The sequence below is a fragment of the Streptomyces sp. NBC_01520 genome (assembly GCF_045040375.1).
GTDB lineage: Bacteria > Actinomycetota > Actinomycetes > Streptomycetales > Streptomycetaceae > Streptomyces.
The window spans coordinates 5161725-5176219 of record NZ_CP109404.1; the positions used below are offsets into that span (position 1 = coordinate 5161725).

The following is a 14495-nucleotide window of genomic DNA, read 5'->3' on the forward strand; positions in this document are numbered from 1 at the left end:
GGGGGTATCGGTCAGGTCGCTTCGTTCACGACTGAAGTCAACTCCGCCGACGGGAGGTCGGCAACATCTGGAAACGGCCCGAAGAGGGACAAAGGACTACGGGGCGGGAGTAGCCATCTCGAACCACACCACCTTGCCCGTGGAGAGCCGGGTCGCCCCCCACCTGCGGGCCAGCCGGTTGACCAGGAACAGCCCGCGTCCGCCCTCGTCCGTCTCCCGGGCACGGCGTTGCCTGGGCAGCTGCGGGGAGTCGTCGCCGACCTCGCAGCGCAGGATGTCCGTACGCAGCAGCCGCAGCGTCACCGGGCGCTCCGCATACCGCACCGCGTTCGTCACCACCTCGCTGACGAGCAGCTCCACCTCGTCCGCGAGATCGTCCAGACCCCACCGGCTGAGCGCCCTGCGGGCCAGCCTGCGGGCCCGGCCCGGGGCCGCGTCCTCCGGTTCCAGGAACCAGTACGCCACGTCGCTCGGCGCGATCCCGTCGAAACGGGCGGCCAGCAGCGCGATGTCGTCGTCCCGGTCGCCCGGACCGAGCATGTCCAGCACGTCGTCGCAGAGCGCCTCCAGCGGGGGCGAGTGGTCCGGCCCGGTCAGCTGGGCGGTGGCGGCCAGTCGCTCCCGCAGCTGCTCGATCCCGGTCCAGACGTCCCGCAGCCGGGACTCGACGAGCCCGTCCGTATACAGCAGCAGCGTGGCCCCTGCCGGGGCGTCCAGCTCGACCGCCTCGAAGTCGACCCCGCCGACGCCGATCGGGGCGCCCGGCGGAACCCGGAGCACCTCGGCCCGGCCGCCCAGGTGCAGGAGCACGGGCGGCGGATGGCCGGCGTTGGCGATGGTGATGCGATGCGCGACGGGGTCGTACACCGCGTAGAGGCAGGTCGCCATGCGGTCGCTGCCGAGCCGCTGCGCCTGTTCGTCCAGATGGTGCAGGACCTCCTGCGGCGGCAGGTCGAGACCGGCCAGGGTCTGCGCCGTGGTGCGCAGCTGCCCCATGATCGCCGCGGAGGTCATGGAGTGGCCCATCACGTCGCCGACGACCAGGGCGACCCTGCTGCCCGGCAGCGGGATCGCGTCGTACCAGTCCCCGCCCACGCGGGCGGTCTCCGCCGCCGGGAGGTAGCGGGAGGCCAGGCGTACGCCGGTGGGCTGCGGCAGCGAGTCGGGCAGCATCGTGCGCTGCAGCTCGTCGGCGATGTACGCCTCGCGGCCGTACAGCACCGCCTTGTCGATGCCGAGCGCGGTGTGCGTCGCCAGCTGGGCCGCGACCAGCAGGTCGTTGGCCTCGAACGGCGGGCGTTCCGTGCCGCGAAGGAAGACCGCGGCGCCGATCACCCGGCGCCGCCCGCGCAGCGGTGCCAGGATCGCGCGGTGTCCCGTGGGCACCGTGCGGCCGGCCCCCAGCAGCTCGGGCAGGGCGGCACGGGCCGCGGCGGAGTCCCCGAAGACGGGCCGAACCCCGCGCAGCACCTCGGCGAGCGCGCCGCCCGCCAGGACCTCGCAGAGGTCGGCGGCCGGCAGCAGTCCCGCCTGCGGGTCGGTGACGGGCAGCCGCAGCAGCCGCTCGCCCTCCGGCCCGATCTCGCTCTCCTCGTCGGTCAGGCGCAGCCTGTCGGTGCGGCGCAGCCGCAGCACGAAGGGGCTGACCGGGCGCTCGTCGCCCACCGGGAGCGGGTCGCGGAGGTAGACGAGTATGGCGTCGGAGAACGTGGGCACGCTGGCCCGGCACAGGCCCAGCACGATCTCGTCCAGGTCTATGCCCCGGGCGATCCGGCGGGTCGCGGCGCCGACGAAGCGCAGCCGGTCACCCTCGCGGCGGGCGACGGCCTGCGTGTCGGCGGGATCCGCCGAGGTGGCCGGGCCAGGATTCGGCGCCGGGGAGGGGCCGGGGATCGCGGCCGTGGCAGCGACACCCGGTACGGCCTCCTGCTGCCGGGGCCGGGCGCGTTCCTGCGGTCGGGCGGCGAGGGGCTGCCGGCCTTCGTGGGAGGTGGGATGCTCCGTCACGCGTGGGATTCCGTCCGTCCGGGCCGGTTGTATGAGGCAATCACCTCGTGGGGCGCCACTGTGCCCCGGCAAGAGCGGTAAGAACAACGGCTGTCACCGGATGCCCCCAGAAGCGGGGCCGAAACCGTACCGCCGATCGGTGGGCCGATATCGGTCACTCCGGCGACGGGGCAGCGGACAGCGAGCACGTCTCCACCCCCTCGTAGTGGTTCATGCGACCGCACGACCCACCCGGCTCCGTGGTCCGTGTGACTCATGCGGTTCGTGCGGTGACTTGTGGTCAGGCCCCGTTCTGCCGACGCCGGTTGTGACGAAACATACCGGCCGTGCAGTCCGTGGGGGGCGATCCTACGTTCGCCCCCCTGGGGTGCATCAAGGGTCTCACGGCGAGTTGGGGGTGGGGGTGCGGTCCCAGTCATCGGGCAATGCCGGAACCTGCCACTGCGGATCGGGCCTCCAGTGCTCCCACCCGTCCCTGAACGGCGTGCCCCAGCCCCGGACGACGTCGGCCGCCGCCAGGCCCGCCTCCCGTACGCGCTGCGCGGTGGCCCCGTCCATCAGGCCGACCTGCTGGGCCTGGGCGAACTCGTCCTCGTCGAGCCACTCCCAACTGCGGTCGGGATGCACGGCGATGTCGAGGAAATGGTCCTGGGAATCGACTCCTCCGGCCCAGCGCGAACGGGGCTCCTCCAGGTTGATGTACCAGTTGCGGAAGAGCCAGCCGCGGTCCCAGAAGAGCCACACCGACCAGGGATCGCCCGGCCGGGCGATCTTCAGCACACCTGTTCCGAACCACCGGGAGCGCACCGTCGTGCGCGGGCGCGTATAGCGGGTGGCCAGCGGCTCGGCGTGCACCTGGGTGCCGTCGGCGAGGACCGGCTTCACACATTCGGTGCCGGGCGCCAGCCAGACGGCCAGCAGCTCGTCGGTGTCCTGGACGACGGTGACCGGCCGGCAGATGTGCACGGGCCCGTCGCCGTCGCCGTTGTCGCGGTAGCGCCAGAGGATCCGGTCCCCCGGCGCCCAGCGTGTGCTGTTCCCCGCACTCGACCCGGTGTCTGCTCCCGTACCCGCTTCCGTGGCTGTCATGAAGAGATCTTAGGTACGGGTCCCCCCGGCCGCTGCGAAATGCGTCACGGCCGGGTCATACGCAGCACGTCCAGGGCCTCGTCGAGCTGTTCCGTGGTCAGGTCGCCGCGCTCGACGTAGCCCCCGGCCAGCACCGTCTCCCGGATCGTGGTGCCCTCGGCCAGCGACTTCTTGGCGACCTTCGCCGCCTCCTCGTACCCGATGTACTTGTTCAGCGGGGTCACCACCGACGGCGAGGACTCCGCGTACTGCCTGGCCCGTTCCACGTTGGCCGTGATGCCGTCGACCGTGCGGTCGGCGAGCAGCCGGGAGGCGTTGGCGAGCAGGCGCACCGACTCCAGCAGGTTCTTCGCCATCACCGGGAGCATCACGTTGAGCTCGAAGTTGCCGGCCGCGCCGGCGGCGGCGACCGTGGCGTCGTTCCCCGTCACCTGGGCCGCGACCATCAGCACGGCCTCCGGGACGACCGGATTGACCTTGCCGGGCATGATGGACGAACCGGGCTGCAGATCGGGCAGGTTGATCTCGGCGAGCCCCGTGCGCGGACCGGACGCCATCCAGCGCAGGTCGTTGGAGATCTTGGTGAGCGACCCCGCGACGGTACGGAGCTGCCCGGACGTCTCGACGAGTCCGTCCCGGGCGCCCTGGGCCTCGAAGTGGTCACGGGCCTCGGTGAGCGGCAGCCCGGTGGTGCGGGCCACCTCGGCGATCACGGCGGCGGAGAAGCCGGGCGGGGTGTTGATCCCGGTGCCCACCGCCGTACCGCCCAGAGGGAGTTCGGCGAGGCGCGGGAGCGAGGCACGCAACCGCTCGACCCCGTAGCGGACCTGTGCCGCGTAGCCGCCGAACTCCTGGCCCAGGGTGACGGGTGTGGCGTCCATCAGATGCGTACGGCCCGATTTCACGACCTCCGCGAATTCGGCCGATTTCCGCTCCAGGGCGGAGGCCAGGTGGTCGAGCGCCGGGATCAGGTCGGCGGTGACGGCGGCGGTCGCGGCGATGTGGACGGAGGACGGGAACACGTCGTTGGACGACTGCGACGCGTTGACGTGGTCGTTGGGGTGGACCTCACGCCCGAGCCGCTCGGAGGCGAGCGTGGCCACGACCTCGTTGGTGTTCATGTTGGACGAGGTGCCGGAACCCGTCTGGAACACGTCGACCGGGAAGTGCTCGTCCCAGCGGCCCTCGGCCACCTCGGCGGCGGCCGACCGGATCGCGTCGGCGATGTCCGGATCGAGCACCTTCAGCTCGGCGTTGACCCTGGCGGCGGCGGCCTTGATCTGGGCCAGGGCCTCGATATGGGCCCTTTCCAGGCGTTGGCCGGAGATGGGGAAGTTCTCCACGGCGCGCTGCGTCTGGGCCCGCCATTTGGCGTGCGCGGGTACTTTCACCTCACCCATCGAGTCGTGCTCGACGCGGTACTGCGTGTCCTCGGCCGATCCGTTCATCTGTTCCAACCTCCTGGTGAAGATGAGCGCGTGGTGCGTTGCCCGTATTCCCCCGGTTATCAGCGTCCGCCAGTAAATACCCGGCGCGGTCCCGCGCCGCGGACCGCCCGGACCGGCGGGCGTGGTCCCGGGAGCGCGGCTTTCCGGACCCGCGGGAACGCCGCAGGGGCGCCCCGACCGTGGCCGGAACGCCCCTGGGATCCGCGCGTGGATCAGCCGAGGCCGGGACCTGGAACCACCCTGGATCAGCCGAGGCCGAGGCCGGGACCGCGGACCGGAATGCTGGTGAAGGTCGGTGCCGGGGCGGGCTCCGTGAAGAAGTCGTTGCCCTTGTCGTCGACGACGACGAACGCGGGGAAGTCCTCGACCTCGATCCGCCAGACCGCCTCCATGCCGAGCTCCTCGTACTCGACGACCTCGACCTTCTTGATGCAGTCCTGCGCCAGGCGCGCCGCCGGGCCGCCGATGGAGCCCAGGTAGAAGCCGCCGTGGGCGTCGCACGCGTCGGTGACCTGCCTGGACCGGTTGCCCTTGGCGAGCATCACCTTGGAGCCGCCCGCAGCCTGGAACTGTGCGACGTAGCTGTCCATCCGGCCGGCCGTCGTCGGCCCGAAGGACCCCGACGCATAACCCTCCGGGGTCTTCGCCGGGCCCGCGTAGTACACCGGGTGGTCCTTGAGGTACTGCGGCATCTCCTCGCCCGCGTCGAGCCGCTCCTTGATCTTGGCGTGCGCGATGTCACGCGCCACGACCAGCGGACCGGTCAGCGACAGCCGCGTCTTGACCGGGTACTTGGTCAGCTCCGCGAGGATGTCGTCCATCGGCCGGTTCAGGTCGATCCGGACGACGTCACCCGACTCGTCGAGGTGCTCGTCGGTGGTGTCCGGCAGGAAGCGCGCCGGGTCCTTCTCCAGCTGCTCCAGGAAGACGCCCTCGGCGGTGATCTTCGCCGTGGCCTGGCGGTCGGCCGAGCAGGAGACGGCGATGGCGACGGGCAGCGAGGCGCCGTGGCGGGGAAGGCGGACGACACGTACGTCGTGGCAGAAGTACTTGCCGCCGAACTGCGCGCCGATGCCGATCCGCTGCGTCAGCTCGAAGACCTTCTGCTCCAGGTCCTGGTCACGGAAGCCGTGACCGGTCGGGGAACCCTCGGCCGGAAGCTCGTCCAGATAGTGCGCGGAGGCGTACTTCGCGGTCTTCAGCGCGAACTCGGCCGACGTACCGCCGACGACGATCGCCAGGTGGTACGGCGGGCAGGCGGCCGTCCCCAGGGAGCGGATCTTCTCCTCCAGGAACTTCATCATGGAGGCCTCGTTGAGGACCGCCTTGGTCTCCTGGAAGAGGAAGGACTTGTTCGCCGAGCCGCCGCCCTTGGCCATGAAGAGGAACTTGTACGCGCCGCCGTCGGTCGCGTACAGCTCGATCTGGGCCGGGAGGTTCGAGCCGGTGTTCTTCTCGTCCCACATGGTCAGCGGCGCCATCTGCGAGTAGCGCAGATTCAGCTTGGTGTACGCGTCGAAGATGCCGTGCGACAGGGCCTCCTCGTCACCGCCCTCGGTGAGGACGTTCTGCCCGCGCTTGCCCATGACGATCGCCGTACCGGTGTCCTGGCACATGGGCAGGACACCCGCGGCGGCGATGTTCGCGTTCTTCAGGAGGTCGAGCGCGACGAACTTGTCGTTGGACGAGGCCTCGGGGTCGTCGATGATGCGCCGCAGCTGCGCCAGGTGGGCCGGCCGCAGGTAGTGCGAGATGTCGTGCATGGCCTCGGCGGCGAGCGTGCGCAGGGCCTCCGGAGCCACCTTGAGGAACGTACGGCCGTCGGCCTCGAAGGTCGAGACGCCCTCGGCGGTCACCAGCCGGTACGGCGTGGTGTCCTCTCCCAGCGGGAGCAGATCGGAGTACGCAAACTCTGGCATTACGGCCATTCCTCACTCGGCGACAGCGGCTGACCTCCCTCGGGCAGCGCATCCACCAGGGTAGAACGCCGTCGACACGCCGGGCCTGTGAGGTAAGGCTCACCCGGGACGGCTCGACAGGAGGGCCGGATTCCTGCCCCGAGGCCGCCGGGGCACTGGTCGCGATCTATCGCGTTTGGGTAGGCTGGTGCGGTGGACCTCGAAAAGCAGCCCCAGCAGCCCGTCGCTCCGGCCGGTCCCGCGCCCGCCGGAATCCGCGCCTCCGACGCGGACCGCGACCGGATCGCGGACATCCTGCGGGAGGCCATGGCCGAAGGCCGGCTGACCGCCGAGGAGCACGCCGAGCGGGTCGACCTGGTCTACCGGGCCAAGACCGTGGGCGAGTTGGAGCCGCTGGTGCGGGACCTCCCGGCGGCCGGGCCCGTCGGCCGGCCGGCCCAGGCGCCCTACGGATACGGCCCCGAGGGGCCCACGGGGCCCGCCGAGAACCTCGTGGCGGTCTTCAGCAGCTCCACCCGCAGGGGGCGTTGGCGCGTCGGCGGCCGTACGAACGCGTTCTCGCTCTTCGGCAGCGTCGAGATCGACCTGACCGAGGCTCTTTTCGGCCAGCGTCTGACCGTCATCAATGCGACGTCCATCTTCGGCAGTGTCGAAATCCGGGTGCCGGAGAACATTTCGCTGCGCGGCAGCGGTACGGGTATTTTCGGCAATTTCGAAGTCGACACACTGGAATCCGCCGACCCGGAGGCCCCGGTGGTCGTGGTGAACGGCTATTCCGTCTTCGGGAACGTCGAGGCAAAGCCCAAGCGTGGCAAGCTCATTGCCAACCTCCACGACCAGTTGCGGAAACATCTCGGCCACTGAGAGCGGTCGGCCGGTTCCACGTGTATTCCGGCCAAAAGGCGACCGTGTGCACGTGTGGGGGCCGTTCGGCAGGGCCACTCAGTGCATAGGCGTGCGTACAGCGGGTAGGGACTGCTGCATCGTCTCTCGCTCGCGAAGCCGAAGCCGTCGTCAGGAGTAGACCGTGCTGCAACTGCCGCATCAGCCCCTGCAGGTCGCCGCCGTGCCGTCCCAGCGCTCTCCCGCGCGGGAGGACCAGGCGGGACCCTGGCATGCGGAGGCGGTGTGCCGCCGGGACGAAGCCGGGCTGTTCTTCGCCCCGTCGAAGGAGCCGACTGCTGCCCGACTGTCCCGCGAGTTGGCCGCGAAGCAGGTCTGCGCGAGGTGCCCGGTCATGGTGGAGTGCCGTGAACACGCACTCATACAGCCCGAGCCCTACGGGGTGTGGGGCGGCCTCACCGCCGCCGAGCGCCGCGTGGCGCTCGCCCGTCGGCGCAGGCGCGACATCGAGCTCAAGGCGACCCAGACGGAGCACATCGCCGCGGCCGGCTGAGAGGCGCGCGGCGACGGGTGAGGGGCCGCCCGGCGGGGCAGCCCCTCATGACCACCGGTCCTCCTACTTGGCCCGGTCGAAGTCGATGGCGCTGTAGGCGCGCAGCTTCGAGAGCCGGTGCGTGGAGTCGATCCTCCGGATCGTTCCCGACTTCGAGCGCATCACCAGGGACTCCGTGGTCGCCGTCTCCGCGCGGTACCGCACACCGCGCAGCAGCTCACCGTCGGTGATCCCGGTGGCGACGAAGAACACGTTGTCCCCGCTGACGAGGTCGTCCGTCGACAGCACCCGGTCCAGGTCGTGCCCGGCGTCCAGCGCGCGCTGCCGCTCGGCCTCGTCCTTGGGCCAGAGCTTGCCCTGGATGACGCCGCCGAGGCACTTTATGGCGCAGGCCGAGATGATGCCCTCAGGGGTACCGCCGATGCCCATGAGCAGGTCGACGCCGGTGCCCTCGCGGGCGGCCATGATCGAGCCGGCCACGTCGCCGTCGGAGATGAACTTGATCCGGGCGCCCGTCTCCCGGATCTCCTGGACGATGCCCTCGTGCCGGGGACGGTCGAGGATGACGACGGTGACGTCCTCGGGGGTCGAGCTCTTGGCCTTGGCGACGCGCCGGATGTTCACGGACACCGGAGCGTTGATGTCCACGAAGTCGGCGGCCTCGGGGCCGGTGACCAGCTTGTCCATGTAGAAGACGGCGGACGGGTCGAACATGGCGCCCCGGTCCGCGGCGGCCAGGACGGCGATCGCGTTGGGCATGCCCTTGGCGTTGAGCGTGGTGCCGTCGATCGGGTCGACGGCGATGTCGACCTCGGCGCCGGTGCCGTCACCGACCCGCTCGCCGTTGAACAGCATGGGGGCCTCGTCCTTCTCGCCCTCACCGATGACGACGATGCCGTTCATCGACACGGTGGAGACGAGGGTCCGCATGGCCTTCACTGCGGCGCCGTCGGCGCCGATCTTGTCGCCGCGGCCGACCCAGCGCCCGGCGGCCATGGCGGCGGCCTCGGTCACCCGGACCAGTTCCAGGGCCAGGTTGCGGTCAGGGGCCTCCGGAGAGACCTCCAGCTGGGACGGCAGATGATGCTCGGACATCGGAGCGCACCTTTCTGTACGACGACGACCGGAAAAGAGGGTGCTGTGACTCTATCGGTAGGCCGATAAAATGAGCAGGGCGGGTCACGGATGAGCGGGTGCCCGCCGCTCGGGCGCGTGAGGACCCGTGCCACCATTGAGTCCGTGGCAAGCAAGCGAGGCAAGCAGACCGTCCGGGACATGATCCTGTCGATGCTCGTGATCACCGCATTGGCGGGCGTCATCTACATCTTCGTCCCGCACGACGACACGGCCGATCCGATCAAGGCCGTCGACTACCGGGTCGAACTCGCGACGGCGCGCCGCGCCGCGCCGTACCCGGTGGCGGCCCCGGCCGGGCTGTCGGCGAAGTGGAAGCCGACCTCCGTCTCGTACGAGGGTCAGAACGGCGCCGGCTGGCACCTGGGCTTCCTGGACCCGGACGGCAAGTACGTCGCGGTGGAGCAGTCCACGACCCCGGCGAAGAAGTACGTGCCCGAGGTGAGCCGGCAGGCCGAGGACACCGGGAGCACGCATGACGTGGCCGGTGAGGCCTGGCAGCGCTGGGAGGGCCCGAAGTACGACGCCCTCGTGCTGCACGCCGAGGGCGTGACGACCGTCGTCACCGGCTCGGCCCCGATGGGGCGGCTCGCGGAGATGGCCGCGGCGCTCCAGACGGCTCCCTGACCTCCCCCGTCCACGGAGAAGCCCCGCGACGCTCGGCGTCGCGGGGCTTCTTCCTGCGGGTGGTCCCGGATCAGACGGTCGTGACGACCTCGTCGTAGGACAGGCGCGGCAGGCGGGGGAACCAGGCGTCCTCGCCCGGCTTGCCGATGTTGACGGCCATGAGCAGCTTGTGGTCGCCGTCCAGGAACTCCTTCTCGATGCCCGCGGCGTCGTAGCCGGTCATCGGGCCGGCGGCCAGGCCGGCGGCGCGGACGCCGATGATGAAGTAGGCGGCCTGCAGCGAGGCGTTGAGCGCGGCGGACTGCTCGCGGACCGGGCGCTCGGAGAAGAACGCGTCCTTGGCCTGCGGGAAGTGCGGCATGAGCGCCGGGAGCTCCTCGTGGAACTCGTTGTCCGCGACGAGGAGCGCGACCAGCGGGGCGGTGGAGGTCTTGGGCTGGTTGCCCTCGGCCATGTGCTTCACGAGGCGCTCGCGGCCCTCGGCCGAGCGGATCAGGACGACACGCAGCGGCGACTGGTTGAAGGCGGTGGGGCCGTACTTGACCAGGTCGTAGATCGCCTGGACCTGCTCGTCGGTCACCGGCTCGTCGGTGAACGTGTTGGCGGTGCGGGCCTCACGGAAGAGAAGGTCCTGGGCGGCGGGGTCAAGAACGAGGGGCATCTGTGGAACTGCCTTCCGGGTGGGTGAGGTGTCGGGCGACACGATCACCGTAACCCGGATATTGATTAACTTTCAACTAAATCGGTCCCGTGGTGATCCACCGCACAGGGCCCCGGCCCGCCCTCCGCGCCGGGCCCCTGCCACCGCAGTCCGTCGTCTTCGCGGACTCAGTCCGTGCCCGTGCCCTCCGCGGGCTCCTCGGGGCGGGCCAGTGCCGCGTCCAGGCGGGCGCGCGCACCCTCCAGCCAGCGCCGGCAGACCTTCGCCAGCTCCTCGCCGCGCTCCCACAGGGCCAGCGACTCCTCGAGCGTCGTGCCGCCCGCCTCCAGGCGGCGCACGACCTCGATCAGCTCGTCCCGCGCCTGCTCGTACCCGAGCGTGCCGGTCGCGGCAGCCGTGGTCGTCCCGTCGTCCGTCATGTGATCCACCCTAAGCGTGAGGTCCGACAACGAGGAGCGGCCGCGCGCCCGTCACTCCGCGACCCGCACCGTGAACTCGCCCTCCGACACCCGCGCCCGCAGCTCCTCGCCCGGAGCCCCGGCGTCCGCGGGGGAGCGCACCACATGCCCGTCCGGCCGCTGCAGCACCGCGTAACCCCGCTCCAGCGTCGCCGCCGGCGACAGCGCGACCACCCGGGCCCGGGTGTGCGCGAGCTCCGAGTCGGCGCGGTCCAGCAGATGCCCCAGCACCCGGCGGCTCCGCCCCACCAGCGCGTCGACCTCCGCGGCCCGCTCGTCGACCATCCGCTGCGGGCGTTCCATCGAGGACCGGCCCAGCGTGTGCGCCAGCCCCCGCTCCTCCCGGTCGAGCAGCCCCCGTACGGTCCGCAGCGCCCGGTCCCGGAGCTGCTGCACGCGGTCGAGCTCCTCGCCCACGTCGGGCACGACCTTCTTCGCCGCGTCCGTCGGGGTCGACGCCCGCAGGTCGGCCACCAGGTCGAGCAGGGGCGAGTCCGGTTCGTGGCCGATGGCGGAGACCACCGGCGTACGGCACTCGGCCACCGCCCGGATCAGCTGCTCGTCGGAGAACGGCAGGAGATCCTCCACACTCCCGCCGCCCCGGGCCACGACGATCACGTCGACCTCGGGCAGGGCGTCGAGCTCCCGCACCGCCTGGACCACCTGACTCACCGCGTGCACCCCCTGCACGGCGGTGTTGCGCACCTCGAAGCGCACCGCGGGCCAACGGCGCCGGGCGTTCTCCAGGACGTCGCGCTCGGCCGCCGACGCCCGCCCGCAGACCAGGCCGATCAGCTGTGGCAGGAACGGCAGCGGGCGCTTGCGGTCCAGGGCGAAGAGCCCCTCGGCGGCCAGCGACTTCTTCAGCTGCTCCAGCCGGACCAGCAGCTCGCCGATACCCACCGGACGTATCTCCGTCGCCCGCAGGGACAGCTGGCCACGGGGCGCGTACCACTCGGGCTTGGCGAGGACGACGACCCGCGCGCCCTCCGTCACCACGTCGGCGATCCGGTCGAAGACCTGCCGGAAGCAGGTGACACTCACCGAGATGTCGTGCGACGGATCGCGCAGCGTCAGAAAGACCACACCGGCGCCCGGCCGCCGTGACAGCTGGGTGATCTGCCCCTCGACCCAGACCGCGCCGAGCCGGTCGATCCACCCGCCGATCAGCCGTGACACGTCGCCGACGGGCAGCGGAGCTTCCGGAGACGTAGTGAGTGCCATAGGGGCGAGCGTATCGGCCGGCGCCGACAACGAACCGCGTATCCGGCGCGACGCCAGGGGCGCAGGCGTACGTGCGACGGGCGGCCGCGAGCCGCCCGCCCCTCAGACCGCCCGCCGACCCCATTGGAGTGCGAGCACCACCAGGCCGATCCCCAGCCAGCACACCCCGACCAGCTGGGCGGTCGCCGTCGCCTCCAGGATCACCGCGACGAGCACGCCCGCGCCCACCACCGGCACCACGACATGGCGCCACAAGCTCGGCGGACCCTCCATCCGGCGCACCGCGAACCAGCCGACCACCGACGCGTGCAGCAGCACGAACGCGGTGAGCGCGCCGACGTTCACGACCGACACCAGATGGTCGAGGCCGTCGTCCCGCCGGGCCGCCCACACCGCCGCCACCAGCGTCACGACCGCGGCGCACATGATCGCGACGCGCGGCACCCCGGACCGGCTGTCGACCGGGGACAGGAACGACGGCAGCCGCCCCTCCCGTGCCATCGCGAACACCAGCCGGCCGGCCGCGGCCTGCCCGGCGAGCGCGGCGAAGGCCGCCCCGATCGCCTTGCTCACGGCCACCAGGTCGTGCAGCCAGGTCCCGACCGACGCGTCCACCGCGTCGTAGAACGCCGAACCCTGCCTGACCGGATCCGCCGCCAGTTCCGCCGAGCTCACCGGCTCCAGCAGCGCCGCCAGATACGACTGGACGACGAACAGCACCCCGGCGAGCACCAGGCAGAACAGCACCGCCCGCGCCACCTTCGCCGAACCCCCCGTCACCTCCTCCGCGAACGAGGCGATCGCGTCGAAGCCCAGATAGGAGAGCACCGCGACGGACACCGCACCCAGCACCGCCGTCATCGAGAACCCGGTGTCCCCGGTGAGCGGCGTCAGCCAGCCCCGCTGCGCCCCGTCCCTGGCCAGCACCACCACCGCCGACACCACGAACACGAGCAGCACCACGATCTCCATGGCGAGCACCGCGAAGCCCACCCGGGCCGCCGCCCGGACGCCCCAGAGGTTGAGCAGGGTGGTCACGACCACCGCGATGGCCGTCCACACCCACCGCGACACCTCCGGGACCAGCGCGTTCATGGCGATCCCGGAGAAGAGATAGGCGACCGCGGGGATGAGCAGGTAGTCGAGCATCGCCATCCACCCGGCGATGAAACCGGGGCCCTCGCCGAGCCCCTTGCGGGCGTAGGCGAAGACCGAACCGGCCAGCGGGGCGACCTGCACCATCTGGGCGTAACTGAAGGCGGTGAAGGCCATCACGGCCGTCGCCACGAGGTACACCAGTGCGACGGCGCCGTCCGACCTCGCGTCCAGCGTGCCGAACACGCCGACCGGGGCCATGGGGGCGATGAACAGGAGCCCGTAGACCACCAGGTCACGGAACCCCAGGGTGCGCCGCAGTCCTCCCCGGTCCGTGCTGCTTCCGGTCATGAACCCTCCGTGGCTGTCCGGCGTACGCATCAGTCTCCCGACCCCGCCGATCCCGCGCCTGTTCGGTACGGCCTTACGATGGGGCGCATGACTGCAACTCCTGCCCGCCGTGTCCTGCTCGCCGCACCCCGTGGCTACTGCGCGGGCGTGGACCGTGCCGTGATCGCCGTCGAGAAGGCCCTGGAGCAGTACGGGGCCCCGATCTACGTCCGTCACGAGATCGTGCACAACAAGTACGTCGTCCAGACGCTCGAGAAGAAGGGCGCGATCTTCGTCGACGTCACGGCGGAGGTGCCCGAGGGCTCCATCGTGATGTTCTCCGCGCACGGAGTCGCCCCGACCGTCCACGCCGAGGCCGCGGAGCGCAAGCTCGCCACGATCGACGCGACCTGCCCGCTGGTCACCAAGGTCCACAAGGAAGCCGTCCGGTTCGCCAAGGAGGACTACGACATCCTCCTGATCGGCCACGAGGGCCACGAGGAAGTCATCGGCACGAGCGGTGAGGCCCCCGACCACATCACTCTGGTCGACGGCCCCGAGGACGTTTCCAACGTCTCCGTGCGCGACGAGTCGAAGGTCGTCTGGCTCTCCCAGACCACGCTCTCCGTCGACGAGACGATGGAGACGGTCGACGCGCTCAAGGAGAAGTTCCCGCAGCTGATCTCCCCGCCCAGCGACGACATCTGCTATGCCACGCAGAACCGCCAGATCGCGGTGAAGAAGCTGGCCGAGGACGCCGAACTGGTCATCGTCGTCGGCTCCAAGAACTCGTCGAACTCGATCCGCATGGTCGAGGTCGCCCTGGACGCGGGCGCACCGGCCGCGTACCTGGTGGACTTCGCCGCCGAGATCGACGAGGCCTGGCTGGAGGGCGTCAGCACGGTCGGCCTCACGTCGGGCGCCTCCGTCCCGGACGTCCTGGTCGACGGTGTCCTGGAATGGCTGTCCGAGCGGGGCTACGCGGACGTGGAGACGGTGAAGACCGCGGACGAGTCGATCACCTTCTCGCTACCCAAGGAGCTCCGCCGCGACCTGCGCGCCGAGGCGGCGGCACTCTCCGCGGGACAGGGCCTCCCGGGGAAGTGA

The 14495-nt window shown here is 71.0% G+C and carries 13 protein-coding genes; 4 read left to right on the top strand and 9 right to left on the bottom strand.

Annotated elements, in window-relative coordinates; translation table 11 throughout:
* Positions 1-96: 96 nt before the first annotated feature.
* From OG524_RS23635 to OG524_RS23650, 4 genes are all read right to left on the bottom strand, one after another.
* On the bottom strand, positions 97-2007 hold the full coding sequence (locus OG524_RS23635; RefSeq protein WP_405388843.1) for a SpoIIE family protein phosphatase: 1911 nt from the start codon (positions 2005-2007) through the stop codon (positions 97-99).
* A 381-nt stretch (positions 2008-2388) separates the two neighbouring features.
* On the bottom strand, positions 2389-3096 hold the full coding sequence (locus tag OG524_RS23640) for a DUF402 domain-containing protein (RefSeq protein ID WP_405811634.1): 708 nt from the start codon (positions 3094-3096) through the stop codon (positions 2389-2391).
* Between the two features lie 44 nt (positions 3097-3140).
* Complete coding sequence (locus OG524_RS23645; protein WP_405811635.1) at positions 3141-4544, bottom strand: class II fumarate hydratase; 1404 nt, start codon at positions 4542-4544, stop codon at positions 3141-3143.
* 245 nt (positions 4545-4789) lie between these two features.
* A complete protein-coding gene (locus OG524_RS23650) occupies positions 4790-6463 on the bottom strand; it encodes a fumarate hydratase (protein ID WP_405811636.1) in 1674 nt (557 codons plus the stop codon).
* Positions 6464-6655: 192 nt separating this feature from the next.
* On the opposite strand from OG524_RS23650, the gene OG524_RS23655 reads away from it, so the two are divergent.
* Both OG524_RS23655 and OG524_RS23660 read left to right on the top strand, forming a co-directional pair.
* A complete protein-coding gene (locus tag OG524_RS23655; protein ID WP_405388839.1) occupies positions 6656-7327 on the top strand; it encodes a DUF1707 domain-containing protein in 672 nt (223 codons plus the stop codon).
* A gap of 163 nt (positions 7328-7490) precedes the next feature.
* The gene (locus tag OG524_RS23660) at positions 7491-7859 is read left to right on the top strand and encodes a WhiB family transcriptional regulator (protein WP_405388838.1); all 369 of its coding nucleotides are present in this window, start codon (positions 7491-7493) and stop codon (positions 7857-7859) included.
* Between the two features lie 63 nt (positions 7860-7922).
* Here OG524_RS23660 and glpX read toward each other — a convergent pair whose 3' ends face one another.
* Entirely contained in the window at positions 7923-8954 is a 1032-nt protein-coding gene (gene glpX, locus OG524_RS23665) for a class II fructose-bisphosphatase (protein ID WP_405388837.1), read from the bottom strand.
* Positions 8955-9098: 144 nt separating this feature from the next.
* Here glpX and OG524_RS23670 point away from each other — a divergent pair, with 144 nt between their 5' ends.
* Positions 9099-9620 carry a DUF4245 domain-containing protein gene (locus OG524_RS23670; protein WP_405811637.1) on the top strand — a complete coding sequence of 174 codons (522 nt, stop codon included), beginning with the start codon at positions 9099-9101 and terminating at the stop codon, positions 9618-9620.
* Positions 9621-9690: 70 nt separating this feature from the next.
* On the opposite strand, the gene OG524_RS23675 is transcribed toward OG524_RS23670, so the two are convergent.
* From OG524_RS23675 to OG524_RS23690, 4 genes are all read right to left on the bottom strand, one after another.
* A complete protein-coding gene (locus tag OG524_RS23675) occupies positions 9691-10281 on the bottom strand; it encodes a malonic semialdehyde reductase (RefSeq protein ID WP_405388835.1) in 591 nt (196 codons plus the stop codon).
* A 167-nt stretch (positions 10282-10448) separates the two neighbouring features.
* Complete coding sequence (locus OG524_RS23680; protein ID WP_405388834.1) at positions 10449-10700, bottom strand: exodeoxyribonuclease VII small subunit; 252 nt, start codon at positions 10698-10700, stop codon at positions 10449-10451.
* A gap of 51 nt (positions 10701-10751) precedes the next feature.
* Positions 10752-11963, bottom strand: a complete 1212-nt coding sequence (gene xseA / locus OG524_RS23685) for an exodeoxyribonuclease VII large subunit (protein ID WP_405388833.1) — start codon at positions 11961-11963, stop codon at positions 10752-10754.
* 102 nt (positions 11964-12065) lie between these two features.
* Positions 12066-13409: an APC family permease gene (locus tag OG524_RS23690; RefSeq protein WP_405811638.1), complete on the bottom strand. Its 1344-nt coding sequence runs from the start codon at positions 13407-13409 to the stop codon at positions 12066-12068.
* A 78-nt stretch (positions 13410-13487) separates the two neighbouring features.
* On the opposite strand from OG524_RS23690, the gene OG524_RS23695 reads away from it, so the two are divergent.
* Positions 13488-14495 (top strand): 4-hydroxy-3-methylbut-2-enyl diphosphate reductase, encoded by a 1008-nt coding sequence (locus OG524_RS23695; protein WP_405388831.1) that lies wholly within the window; start codon positions 13488-13490, stop codon positions 14493-14495.

Excerpts from the sequence above, each read along its gene's own strand:
- OG524_RS23640 (WP_405811634.1), bottom strand. The coding sequence starts at position 3,096 with ATGACAGCCACGGAAGCGGGTACGGGAGCAGACACCGGGTCGAGTGCG.
- OG524_RS23645 (WP_405811635.1), bottom strand. The coding sequence starts at position 4,544 with ATGAACGGATCGGCCGAGGACACGCAGTACCGCGTCGAGCACGACTCG.
- OG524_RS23650 (WP_405811636.1), bottom strand. The coding sequence starts at position 6,463 with ATGCCAGAGTTTGCGTACTCCGATCTGCTCCCGCTGGGAGAGGACACC.
- glpX (WP_405388837.1), bottom strand. The coding sequence starts at position 8,954 with ATGTCCGAGCATCATCTGCCGTCCCAGCTGGAGGTCTCTCCGGAGGCC.
- OG524_RS23675 (WP_405388835.1), bottom strand. The coding sequence starts at position 10,281 with ATGCCCCTCGTTCTTGACCCCGCCGCCCAGGACCTTCTCTTCCGTGAG.
- OG524_RS23680 (WP_405388834.1), bottom strand. The coding sequence starts at position 10,700 with ATGACGGACGACGGGACGACCACGGCTGCCGCGACCGGCACGCTCGGG.
- xseA (WP_405388833.1), bottom strand. The coding sequence starts at position 11,963 with ATGGCACTCACTACGTCTCCGGAAGCTCCGCTGCCCGTCGGCGACGTG.
- OG524_RS23690 (WP_405811638.1), bottom strand. The coding sequence starts at position 13,409 with ATGACCGGAAGCAGCACGGACCGGGGAGGACTGCGGCGCACCCTGGGG.
- OG524_RS23695 (WP_405388831.1), top strand. The coding sequence starts at position 13,488 with ATGGGGCGCATGACTGCAACTCCTGCCCGCCGTGTCCTGCTCGCCGCA.